Below are 12,200 nucleotides of genomic sequence, written 5' to 3' on the forward strand. Positions count from 1 at the left end.
TGGGTAAATTAAGATAAAGGCATGGAATTAATAAACTTTAAAGTGGGCTCCAAAACAATTTCACTGAAAATACTTGATATCTTATTAACCGAGCGCTTTGATAATAATCTCACAACACTACCAAACAACAACAAAAGCTTTATTGGTGTTAAAGATTATATGGATATCCCTACGCCAGTTTTCGATTTAGGAATTATCTTAAATAATATATCAACAGAGCAAAGCAACAAACATATTTTAAAACAGCTAAGATCCTGGCAAGACAAACAAACCAAATGGTTTAATACACTCGAAAAAAACCTCTTAAATCAATCAGAAAAATTAGTTATTAATGAAACTGAGCTTCAAGACTTTATTGTTTTTTTCCAGGAGTTCAATACAGACAACCCTGATTTAAAACTTACTATGTCACGCTTTAATGAGCCTTTTGAATTATTACTAGAACAAGCTAGACAAGCCGTAACTGCTCACAGGCAAGGTGAACATAAACAGGTAAGCTATTTACTTAGTAAGATAAAACGTAGCAGTCTTGCTCAGTTAGAGAGACTGTTTGAATCAGCACAAGAGCAAATAACCTTGGATTACAAACCAATTATTGTATTCACAACGAAAGACGGTATAAACCCTCATGTGGGGTTGCTGGTCGATAAAGTAGAAGACAGCCTAGATTATAAAAAAGAAGATATAAAACCATTAGATAAGCTAACTGATATAGGCTTTGATATAGATCCACAAACTAAAGGTATGATGCGAGGCTTAATAAAAATGGCAGAAAATCATAGTGTGCTTATCGATCCAAGTTCCATATTTAAGCCGACTGAACTACAGGTAGAAACTGAAAATACGGAAGCGTATGGCTTATTTTAGACACAAAAAAGCCGAGATAGACTCGGCTTTTTAATAAAGTTTTTTATGCTATACGGTTGTTATAATATCTTCTACCGCTAAACGCGCCTTTGGCAAACCATGGTTCCAGTCTTCGTCGGTATTAGGGTAACCCATTGCTAGTGCAACTTCACAAATATGACCGTCAAGTTCAGCATTAAACTTCTCACTAATTAGCTCCGGGTCAACGCCTTCCATTGGAGTCGACGCTATGTTCAATCGCGCTAATGTATGCAGCACATTACCAAGTGCTAAGTAAACCTGCGCTTTAGTCCAACTACCGTTGTAACCTTTCTCATCTGTGTTCATTTCAGCGAACGCATATGCACCCATAAAGTTATCACGCATATCTGCTGGTAAATGACCAGAGCTGACTTCTACATCAACACGCTTAGAAAATTTTTCTTTCGTAAACTTAGGATCATAAGCAAGTAATAATGTATGCGATGCTTCTTTAGCATGATGCTGATTAAACTGGTGTTTGTTAGCAAATGTATCGTGTAAGCGTTGTTTACCTTCTTCACTTTCAACCAAAATAAACTTCCAAGGTTGCGAGTTAATTGAAGAAGCTGACAAGCGAATAGCCTCTTTAATTACTTCAATATCTTCATCAGAAATACGTTTTGATGAATCATATTGCTTAGCAGTATAACGATTGTGTAAATCTTTGATAATTTGATGAGCCATGTTTTTCTCCAAAACTTATACTAAGTAAATATTTTATGAAGTTAGTTTAATTGGAAAGGATCATTTTGATAATAGTGAATACAGTTAAAAGACTATATAGAAAATATTGATAATTAAAATAGCCTAGGCGACCATTCAATTATTATGTAAGCATGTACTAAAAGTTCGGTATAGTTTGGCCATTTACTAAACCCCAGATAGCAAAAAAAACGTCACATTGCTATAACGGGTCTCTTTTGTTTGAGCCTGTTAATGTCGTGGTGCCCACAGCGGTGCAGAGTCACATAGCAAATGGGATGCTATCATTGGTCGGGGCTCGCCTTCGCGCTGTTTTGTATTACTACCGAGTTCTGCAGGGCCTCTAGGCTATTTTACTAAACCCCAGATAGCAAAAAACCCGTCACATTGCTGTAACGGGTTTCTCTTATTTGAAGCCTGGTAATGTCCTACTTTCACATAGCAAATGCTACACTATCATCGGCGCTGTTTCGTTTCACTACTGAGTTCGGCATGGAATCAGGTGGGTCCAAAACGCTATTGTCACCAAGCAAATTTGGGCGTTAATCCGTATTTCTACGCACTAACTGAATTTGGAAAATATCTGATAATATTTTTTAAGTCTGTCAGTAATATCTACTTTAGTTCATTAACTTCTGTCTTAACTGTCACACAAAACGCGTTTGGCGTTGTATGGTTAAGCCTCACGGGTAATTAGTACAAGTTAGCTTAATGGCTCACACCACTTCCACATCTTGCCTATCAACGTTGTAGTCTTCAACGGCCCTTCAGAGACTTTAAAAGTCTAGTGAGAACTCATCTCGAGGCCTGCTTCGCGCTTAGATGCTTTCAGCGCTTATCAGTTCCGAACGTAGCTACCGGGCAATGCCATTGGCATGACAACCCGAACACCAGCGGTTCGTTCACTCCGGTCCTCTCGTACTAGGAGCAACCCCTCTCAATTCTCAAACGCCCACGGCAGATAGGGACCGAACTGTCTCACGACGTTCTAAACCCAGCTCGCGTACCACTTTAAATGGCGAACAGCCATACCCTTGGGACCGACTTCAGCCCCAGGATGTGATGAGCCGACATCGAGGTGCCAAACACCGCCGTCGATATGAACTCTTGGGCGGTATCAGCCTGTTATCCCCGGAGTACCTTTTATCCGTTGAGCGATGGCCCTTCCATTCAGAACCACCGGATCACTATGACCTACTTTCGTACCTGCTCGACGTGTCTGTCTCGCAGTTAAGCTGGCTTCTACCATTACACTAACCGTACGATGTCCGACCGTACTTAGCCAACCTTCGTGCTCCTCCGTTACTCTTTGGGAGGAGACCGCCCCAGTCAAACTACCCACCAGGCACTGTCCGTAACCCCGATTCAGGGGCCAACGTTAGAACATCAAAACTACAAGGGTGGTATTTCAAGGACGACTCCACAAGAACTAGCGTTCCTGCTTCAAAGTCTCCCACCTATCCTACACATGTAGGTTCAATGTTCAGTGCCAAGCTGTAGTAAAGGTTCACGGGGTCTTTCCGTCTAGCCGCGGGTACACAGCATCTTCACTGCGATTTCAATTTCACTGAGTCTCGGGTGGAGACAGCGTGGCCATGGTTACACCATTCGTGCAGGTCGGAACTTACCCGACAAGGAATTTCGCTACCTTAGGACCGTTATAGTTACGGCCGCCGTTTACCGGGGCTTCGATCAAGAGCTTCTCCGAAGATAACCCCATCAATTAACCTTCCGGCACCGGGCAGGTGTCACACCGTATACGTCATCTTGCGATTTTGCACAGTGCTGTGTTTTTAATAAACAGTCCCAGCCACCTGGTCACTGCGGCTCCCGTCCGCTTAGAGAGCAAGTCTCATCACAGATAGGAGCGTACCTTCTCCCGAAGTTACGGTACGATTTTGCCTAGTTCCTTCACCCGAGTTCTCTCAAGCGCCTTAGTATTCTCTACCTGACCACCTGTGTCGGTTTGGGGTACGATTCGGTATAATCTGAAGCTTAGAGGCTTTTCCTGGAAGTATGGCATCAGCAACTTCACTACCGTAGTAGCTCGTCTCGTGTCTCAGGTTTAGTGTTCGTCCGGATTTACCTAAACAAACGCCCTACTCACTTTCACATGGACAACCATCGCCATGCTTGCTTAGCCTTCTCCGTCCCCCCATCGCAATTATACCAAGTACGGAAATATTAATCCGTTTCCCATCGACTACGCCTTTCGGCCTCGCCTTAGGGGTCGACTTACCCTACCCTGATTAACATGGGATAGGAACCCTTGGTCTTCCGGCGTGCGGGTTTTTCACCCGCATTATCGTTACTCATGTCAGCATTCGCACTTCTGATACGTCCAGCATACCTCCCGGTACACCTTCAACCGCTTACAGAACGCTCCCCTACCACTCATCCTAAGATGAATCCGCAGCTTCGGTGCATAGTTTAGCCCCGTTACATCTTCCGCGCAGACCGACTCGACCAGTGAGCTATTACGCTTTCTTTAAAGGATGGCTGCTTCTAAGCCAACCTCCTGGCTGTCTGGGCCTTTCCACATCGTTTCCCACTTAACTATGACTTTGGGACCTTAGCTGGCGGTCTGGGTTGTTTCCCTCTTCACGACGGACGTTAGCACCCGCCGTGTGTCTCCCGGATATTACTTTACGGTATTCGGAGTTTGCAAAGGGTTGGTAAGTCGGGATGACCCCCTAGCCTTAACAGTGCTCTACCCCCGTAAGTATTCGTCCGAGGCTCTACCTAAATAGATTTCGGGGAGAACCAGCTATCTCCCGGTTTGATTAGCCTTTCACTCCTAGCCACAGGTCATCCCCTAACTTTTCAACGTTAGTGGGTTCGGTCCTCCAGTTGATGTTACTCAACCTTCAACCTGCCCATGGCTAGATCACCGGGTTTCGGGTCTATACCTTGCAACTATTCGCCCAGTTAAGACTCGGTTTCCCTACGGCTACCCTAATCGGTTAACCTCGCTACAAAATATAAGTCGCTGACCCATTATACAAAAGGTACGCAGTCACAGAACAAGTCTGCTCCTACTGCTTGTACGTACACGGTTTCAGGTTCTATTTCACTCCCCTCACAGGGGTTCTTTTCGCCTTTCCCTCACGGTACTGGTTCACTATCGGTCAGTTGGGAGTATTTAGCCTTAGATGATGGTCCACCTATATTCAGTCAAAGTTTCACGTGCTCCGACCTACTCGATTTCACTTAAAATGTCTTTTCATGTACGGGACTATCACCCTGTATCGTGGCACTTTCCAGAGCCTTCCATTAACACATAATAAGCTTAAGGGCTGTTCCGATTTCGCTCGCCGCTACTTTCGGAATCTCGGTTGATTTCTTTTCCTACGGGTACTTAGATGTTTCAGTTCTCCGCGTTCGCCTCGTTAACCTATGTATTCAGTTAACGATACCTGCAAGCAGGTGGGTTTCCCCATTCGGAAATCCTAGTCTCAAGTGCTTTTTACTAGCTTGACTAGGCTTATCGCAAGTTAATACGTCCTTCATCGCCTCCAACTGCCAAGGCATCCACCGTGTACGCTTAGTCACTTAACCATACAACCCAAACGGGTCTTTGTTTTGTGACAGTTTAACTTCGCCAGAAGTTAATATTGAATACTAAAGTAGATACCAATCAATCGACTCATAAGAGTGATTAAATGGCACTGAATGATACTGCTATCATTCTTTTTTACTTTTGAAAACTCTGTACAAATAACAATGTTATTCATACGAATTTTATTATCAGCTTTTCCAAATTTTTAAAGAGCATATTAATTAACTAAGCCAGTGGCTTAACTAATTAACAATCATCTGTGTGGACACTACGAACAAATAAGTTCTAAATCGTATAAGGAGGTGATCCAGCCCCAGGTTCCCCTAGGGCTACCTTGTTACGACTTCACCCCAGTCATGAATCACTCCGTGGTAAACGTCCTCCCGAGGGTTAGACTATCTACTTCTGGAGCAACCCACTCCCATGGTGTGACGGGCGGTGTGTACAAGGCCCGGGAACGTATTCACCGCGTCATTCTGATACGCGATTACTAGCGATTCCGACTTCATGGAGTCGAGTTGCAGACTCCAATCCGGACTACGACGCACTTTAAGTGATTCGCTTACCTTCGCAGGTTCGCAGCACTCTGTATGCGCCATTGTAGCACGTGTGTAGCCCTACACGTAAGGGCCATGATGACTTGACGTCGTCCCCACCTTCCTCCGGTTTATCACCGGCAGTCTCCTTAGAGTTCTCAGCATTACCTGCTAGCAACTAAGGATAGGGGTTGCGCTCGTTGCGGGACTTAACCCAACATCTCACAACACGAGCTGACGACAGCCATGCAGCACCTGTATCAGAGTTCCCGAAGGCACCAATCTATCTCTAGAAAGTTCTCTGTATGTCAAGTGTAGGTAAGGTTCTTCGCGTTGCATCGAATTAAACCACATGCTCCACCGCTTGTGCGGGCCCCCGTCAATTCATTTGAGTTTTAACCTTGCGGCCGTACTCCCCAGGCGGTCTACTTAATGCGTTAGCTTTGAAAAACAGAACCGAGGTTCCGAGCTTCTAGTAGACATCGTTTACGGCGTGGACTACCGGGGTATCTAATCCCGTTTGCTCCCCACGCTTTCGTACATGAGCGTCAGTGTTGACCCAGGTGGCTGCCTTCGCCATCGGTATTCCTTCAGATCTCTACGCATTTCACCGCTACACCTGAAATTCTACCACCCTCTATCACACTCTAGTTTGCCAGTTCGAAATGCAGTTCCCAGGTTGAGCCCGGGGCTTTCACATCTCGCTTAACAAACCGCCTGCGTACGCTTTACGCCCAGTAATTCCGATTAACGCTCGCACCCTCCGTATTACCGCGGCTGCTGGCACGGAGTTAGCCGGTGCTTCTTCTGTCAGTAACGTCACAGATGTGAGGTATTAACTCACACCCTTTCCTCCTGACTGAAAGTGCTTTACAACCCGAAGGCCTTCTTCACACACGCGGCATGGCTGCATCAGGCTTTCGCCCATTGTGCAATATTCCCCACTGCTGCCTCCCGTAGGAGTCTGGACCGTGTCTCAGTTCCAGTGTGGCTGATCATCCTCTCAAACCAGCTAGGGATCGTTGCCTTGGTGAGCCATTACCTCACCAACTAGCTAATCCCACTTGGGCCAATCTAAAGGCGAGAGCCGAAGCCCCCTTTGGTCCGTAGACATTATGCGGTATTAGCAGTCGTTTCCAACTGTTGTCCCCCACCTCAAGGCATGTTCCCAAGCATTACTCACCCGTCCGCCGCTCGTCAGCAAAGTAGCAAGCTACTTTCTGTTACCGCTCGACTTGCATGTGTTAGGCCTGCCGCCAGCGTTCAATCTGAGCCATGATCAAACTCTTCAATTAAAAAGTTTTGTGTCTTTCGACAGCTCAATGAATTCTGAATTTATTTAATATCTTTCGATATTGAATTGACTGTGCTGAATAACTACCTAAGTAATTATTCTGTTGGTCACTCAGTTTCAATTGAGACTCTAATTTGTTTGCCTCACTACCTAAGTAACTTGGCTGTTAGAACTCAATCTGTACGAGTGCCCACACAGATGATTGCTTTATATTGTTAAAGAACGTTTGAGTTGCCTTAGCGACTCAAGGGAAGCGAATCTTACGCTTTCCTGTATTTTTGTCAACACTTAATTTTAAATTTTATAAAAACCTAAACTTAAGTTTTACTCGACTCACTAAGTAGTTTGCTTGCTTCGCTAAGCGTTGCCAGCTCTGCCGTCTCAGTGGGGTCGCATTATAGGGAGATCCGAAAACAGATCAACCCTTTTTTGAAGAAAACTTGAAAAAACGTGTCGTTCGCGCATATTTTCATCGAAACGGTTACTTTAAACACTAAAAAGGCCCACAAGGGCCTTTTTACTCAATGAACGAGAAGCTTCCAACCAAGTTTACTTTGCTGTTTAGACTCTTGTTGTAGTTCACTTGCCATTAATGGATGTTCTTTTAACCAGTTATTTTCGAATGTTAATGTTAAAACTTCATTCTTAGCGGTTAATTCAAAATGTGGCAGAACATCGTCCTGTCGTCTCATCGACAAAATAACGGATACTCGAAGTAATCTTACAATGTACTGCGCAAGAAGGTTGTTTGCACCTAACGCGTTAAAGCTGTCTTTTGGTATATCAGAACGATGTGCATCGGCTACTGCCACAATTAACCTGTGCTCTGATTGCGAAAAACCAGGCATGTCGGTATTTTCTAGGATATACGCTGTATGCTTATGATACTGCTTATACTCTATTAGTAAGCCGATTTCATGTAACTGTGCAACGGCTTTTAGCAGAGGTAAGCCATTTAAGTGATTAATTGGCCAATCTTCATTGATGCTTTGTGCGAGCTCAATTGCCAAACTAGAAACTCGTGATGCTTGTTTTTGGTCAACATGGTATCGACTCATAAACCCATCAACTGTTCGCTTTCTTATATCGCTATTATGAAACTCTGGCACCATGCTATATAAAACACCTTCACGAAGTGCGCCGCCTGCAAGTCCCATTTTTTCAATTTCTAACGATTCAAACAAAGCAATCAAGATAGCAAGGCCCGATACAAATACTAATCGACGATCTTCGCTTAAACCTGGAAGGTCTAACGCTGCAATGGATTTAAATGCAATTGATTGCTCTTTTATTGAATTAAGCTTTTCTAAAGTAAGAAGATCATCAAGGTTTTGTGCCACCATAATTTCTTGAATTGCTTGTACTGTACCTGATGCGCCTGATGCTATTTGCCATCCTGCGGCTTTGTATTCAGGAGCTATATTATCAATAACAGTTCGAGCAGCATTTATAGCGGTATTGAAATTGCTATGTGTTAATAAGCAATCTTTAAAGTAACGCTCAAGGTAAGTAACACACCCCATGTTGAGGCTCTTGTATAAAAGTGCATCAAACTCTTTACCAATCACTACTTCAGTGCTTGCACCACCAATGTCAATAACAAGCTGTTTGCCAGTACATGCAGAAGTATGCGCTACACCTTTGTATATGGTACGCGCTTCTAATTCACCACTGATAACATTGATTTTATGGCCAAGAATTTTTTCAGCCTGCGCTTTAAATACTTCAGCATTGGTTGCTAAGCGTAATGTAGCCGTAGCTACTATTGTAATATTTTGATTTGGAATATCTTGTAAACGCTCAGCAAAAAGCGCGAGGCATTCCCAGCCTCGTTGCATAGCCTCGGTACTTAATATGTTATTTTTATCAAGCCCTGCGGCTAACCTGACCTTGCGTTTTACGCGACCAATAGTTTGTAAACCGCCAGCCACTGATTTGGCAATTAGCATATGAAAGCTATTTGATCCCAAATCAATAACTGCGTATACATTTTTTTGCGGTATAAGTTGCCCCACCGTTCAAAAACCTCTAGTTACTACTACTTATACAAACGGTCTATTACGACCGTCCTTTTTGGTAACTATTATTTGGTCGACGCCCGTTATTGTTACTACGATTACGAGGACCATTTGAATAGTTGCGCTTTCTTTGAATAATAGGCTTAGTTAAATCGTCTAACAAAGCGGCTTTATCGTAATGCGATAAAGGAATGCTGTGCTCTATGTATTCTTCAATTTCATGTAGGTTGTATGCATATTGTTCACACGCAAAACTTATTGCATGTCCTGATGCACCTGCACGACCTGTTCGACCAATACGATGAACATAATCCTCACAGTCGTCTGGTAAGTCAAAGTTAAATACATGACTTACTTCTGGTATATGCAACCCACGCGCTGCAACATCAGTTGCAACTAAAAAGTCTAATTCGCCTTTGCTAAATTGCGCTAAAATGCTTTGACGTTTTTTCTGATTTACATCACCCGTTAGCATACCAACACGATGACCATCAGCTTTTAACCACGCATATACGGTTTCACAGCTGTGTTTAGTGTTTGCAAACACAATGGCTTTATCAGGCCATTCTTCTTCAATTAACGTTAATAAAAGCTTAATTTTATCTTCTTGTGAAGGGTGAAATAGCTCTTCTTTTATGCGTTTACCGGTTTTTACGTCTGGCTCAATTTGTACATGCTCTGGGTTGGTCATGTGTTCAAAAGCAAGTTCTTGCACGCGGTATGATAAAGTCGCAGAAAATAATAAGTTTAATCGCTTAGACGTATCTGGCATACGATCAAACATATAACGTATATCTTTTATGAAGCCCAAATCGAACATACGATCAGCTTCATCAAGCACGACAACCTCAATTTCATTAAGGGTGTAACAGCCTTGCTTGTACAAATCGATTAAACGACCTGTCGTGCCAATTAAAATATCTACGCCTTTTTCTAATTGTGCACGTTGTTTTTCGTAATCTTCGCCACCATATACTAAACCTAAGTTAAGATTACAGTGTGGCGCTAAAATTTTTGCATCTTTGTGTATCTGAATCGCAAGCTCCCGAGTAGGGGCCATGATCAGGGCTCTTGGATGTTTACTAGGTGCTTTGCTAGATTGTAATAACCGATGGCACGTAGCAGTTAAAAATGCCAACGTTTTGCCTGTACCTGTTTGTGCTTGGCCCGCAATATCGCGTCCATCACAAATAAAAGGTAGGCATTTTGCTTGAATAGGTGTGCAATATTCAAACCCATTCTCGGTTAGACCGGCAACCACTTCCGGTGCGATAGCAAAGTCTGAAAACTTTTTATCGGTTAAATGTGTCTTAGTCATAGCGTTTAAGCATAACGTTTAAACTTGCAATAAGAAACAAGAGTGTTTAAATACGCACTAAATATTTCGCCTAACTAAATCGGAGAGCGCAATGAGCGAGAAAATAATCCAAATTACTGACGATAGCTTTGAAGCTGACGTATTACAATCAGACAAGCCTGTACTAGTAGACTTCTGGGCTGAATGGTGCGGACCTTGTAAAATGATCGCCCCTATCCTTAATGAAGTTGCTGATGAATACGACGGTCGTGTTGCTGTTGCTAAACTTAATATTGACCAAAATGCTGGCACTCCGCCTAAATTTGGTATTCGCGGCATCCCTACCTTGCTTCTTTTTAAAGATGGCCAAGTTGCTGCAACTAAAGTTGGTGCACTTTCAAAAACACAACTTATCGAGTTTTTAGATAACAACATCTAATAGACTAGAACTAAAAAAGGGCTTTTTGCCCTTTTTTTGAATTTATTTTGTATAAACACTGGACGCTATGCCAGTGAGCTGCTAGTTTATAAAGCCAACTAATCCTTAGTTATATTCAACCAACCTCACTCAACGATCAAAGCGACTTTGAGTATGACAATTGTAATAAAGAACCCACCAATATGCATTTACGCGAATTAAAAGACAAGTCTATAAAAGAACTTGTAAACTTAGCTGAGTCCATGGGGCTCGAAAACGTAGCCCGCTTAAGAAAGCAAGATATCATTTTTACCATATTAAAATCCCATGCCAAAGGCGGAGAAAATATCTTCGGCGGTGGTGTGCTTGAGATTTTGCAAGATGGTTTTGGCTTTTTAAGATCATCAGAAGCTTCTTACTTAGCTGGCCCAGATGACATTTATGTATCACCGAGCCAAATTCGCCGCTTCAGTATGCGTACTGGCGACTCAATTTCAGGCCTTATTCGTCCACCAAAAGATGGTGAACGTTACTTTGCATTACTTAAAGTAAACGAAGTTAACTTTGATAAACCTGAAAATTCTCGCACCAAAATTCTTTTTGAAAACTTAACTCCATTACATGCAAACGAACGTTTCCGCATGGAACGTGGTAACGGTAGTAAAGAAGATATCACTGCTCGTGTACTTGATTTAGCATCACCAATTGGCCGTGGCCAACGTGGTTTATTAGTAGCACCGCCAAAAGCGGGTAAAACAATGCTACTGCAAAACATTGCACAATCAATTACGCATAATCATCCTGATGTAACGTTAATGGTTTTACTAATTGACGAACGTCCTGAGGAAGTAACTGAAATGCAACGCCTTGTTAAAGGTGAAGTTATTGCATCAACGTTTGATGAGCCTGCATCTCGTCACGTACAAGTTGCCGAAATGGTTATCGAAAAAGCAAAACGTTTAGTTGAGCATAAAAAAGACGTTGTTATTTTACTTGATTCAATCACGCGTTTAGCACGTGCTTACAACACCGTTATTCCTTCATCAGGTAAAGTACTTACCGGTGGTGTTGACGCTAATGCACTACACAAACCTAAGCGTTTCTTCGGTGCCGCACGTAACGTTGAAGAAGGTGGTAGCTTAACAATTATAGCCACTGCACTTATCGATACTGGCTCTAAAATGGATGAAGTTATCTACGAAGAATTTAAAGGTACTGGTAACATGGAATTACATCTAAACCGCAAAATTGCGGAAAGACGTGTATTCCCAGCTATCGACTTTAACCGCTCTGGTACTCGCCGTGAAGAACTACTTACTAAGCCAGATGAGCTGCAAAAGCTATGGATTTTACGTAAAATCGTTCATGAAATGTCAGAGATTGACGCCATGGAATTTTTAATCGATAAACTATCAATGAGTAAAACCAATGATGAGTTTTTTGATTCGATGAAACGCCAATAAACGCATTTAAGTAATACAAAAAAAA

Annotated in this window: 6 protein-coding genes and 3 rRNA genes; 3 read left to right on the forward strand and 6 right to left on the reverse strand. The window is 42.7% G+C overall.

Annotated elements, in window-relative coordinates; all coding sequences use genetic code 11:
• Positions 1-21 precede the first annotated feature (21 nt).
• Positions 22-867 carry a hypothetical protein gene (locus ATS72_RS10765; protein ID WP_058429962.1) on the forward strand — a complete coding sequence of 282 codons (846 nt, stop codon included), beginning with the start codon at positions 22-24 and terminating at the stop codon, positions 865-867.
• A gap of 48 nt (positions 868-915) precedes the next feature.
• Here the strand turns inward: ATS72_RS10765 and ATS72_RS10770 are convergent, their stop codons facing one another.
• The 6 genes from ATS72_RS10770 to rhlB all read right to left on the reverse strand — a co-directional run bounded on the left by ATS72_RS10770 (position 916) and on the right by rhlB (position 10,315).
• Positions 916-1,572 (reverse strand): nitroreductase family protein, encoded by a 657-nt coding sequence (locus ATS72_RS10770; RefSeq protein ID WP_010557628.1) that lies wholly within the window; start codon positions 1,570-1,572, stop codon positions 916-918.
• Positions 1,573-2,005: 433 nt separating this feature from the next.
• Positions 2,006-2,120, reverse strand: a 5S ribosomal RNA gene (gene rrf, locus ATS72_RS10775).
• A 142-nt stretch (positions 2,121-2,262) separates the two neighbouring features.
• Positions 2,263-5,148, reverse strand: a 23S ribosomal RNA gene (locus tag ATS72_RS10780).
• 296 nt (positions 5,149-5,444) lie between these two features.
• A 16S ribosomal RNA gene (locus tag ATS72_RS10785) occupies positions 5,445-6,980 on the reverse strand.
• The 16S, 23S and 5S rRNA genes sit together here, the layout of an rRNA operon.
• Positions 6,981-7,500: 520 nt before the next feature.
• Complete coding sequence (gene gppA / locus ATS72_RS10790) at positions 7,501-8,994, reverse strand: guanosine-5'-triphosphate,3'-diphosphate diphosphatase (RefSeq protein WP_058430091.1); 1,494 nt, start codon at positions 8,992-8,994, stop codon at positions 7,501-7,503.
• 43 nt (positions 8,995-9,037) lie between these two features.
• Positions 9,038-10,315 carry an ATP-dependent RNA helicase RhlB gene (gene rhlB, locus ATS72_RS10795; RefSeq protein ID WP_006792443.1) on the reverse strand — a complete coding sequence of 426 codons (1,278 nt, stop codon included), beginning with the start codon at positions 10,313-10,315 and terminating at the stop codon, positions 9,038-9,040.
• 91 nt (positions 10,316-10,406) lie between these two features.
• On the opposite strand from rhlB, the gene trxA reads away from it, so the two are divergent.
• Together trxA and rho are read left to right on the forward strand one after the other, a co-directional pair.
• Positions 10,407-10,733: a thioredoxin TrxA gene (trxA, locus tag ATS72_RS10800; protein WP_006792444.1), complete on the forward strand. Its 327-nt coding sequence runs from the start codon at positions 10,407-10,409 to the stop codon at positions 10,731-10,733.
• A 182-nt stretch (positions 10,734-10,915) separates the two neighbouring features.
• The gene (gene rho, locus ATS72_RS10805; protein WP_006792445.1) at positions 10,916-12,175 is read left to right on the forward strand and encodes a transcription termination factor Rho; all 1,260 of its coding nucleotides are present in this window, start codon (positions 10,916-10,918) and stop codon (positions 12,173-12,175) included.
• The last annotated feature ends 25 nt before the right edge of the window (positions 12,176-12,200 follow it).

This window comes from Pseudoalteromonas sp. 13-15 (assembly GCF_001468205.2).
GTDB lineage: Bacteria > Pseudomonadota > Gammaproteobacteria > Enterobacterales > Alteromonadaceae > Pseudoalteromonas > Pseudoalteromonas marina.

Bases quoted from the DNA above. Each gene is read 5' to 3' on its own strand.
- ATS72_RS10765 (WP_058429962.1), top strand. From the start codon at position 22: ATGGAATTAATAAACTTTAAAGTGGGCTCCAAAACAATTTCACTGAAA.
- ATS72_RS10770 (WP_010557628.1), bottom strand. From the start codon at position 1,572: ATGGCTCATCAAATTATCAAAGATTTACACAATCGTTATACTGCTAAG.
- rhlB (WP_006792443.1), bottom strand. From the start codon at position 10,315: ATGACTAAGACACATTTAACCGATAAAAAGTTTTCAGACTTTGCTATC.
- trxA (WP_006792444.1), top strand. From the start codon at position 10,407: ATGAGCGAGAAAATAATCCAAATTACTGACGATAGCTTTGAAGCTGAC.
- rho (WP_006792445.1), top strand. From the start codon at position 10,916: ATGCATTTACGCGAATTAAAAGACAAGTCTATAAAAGAACTTGTAAAC.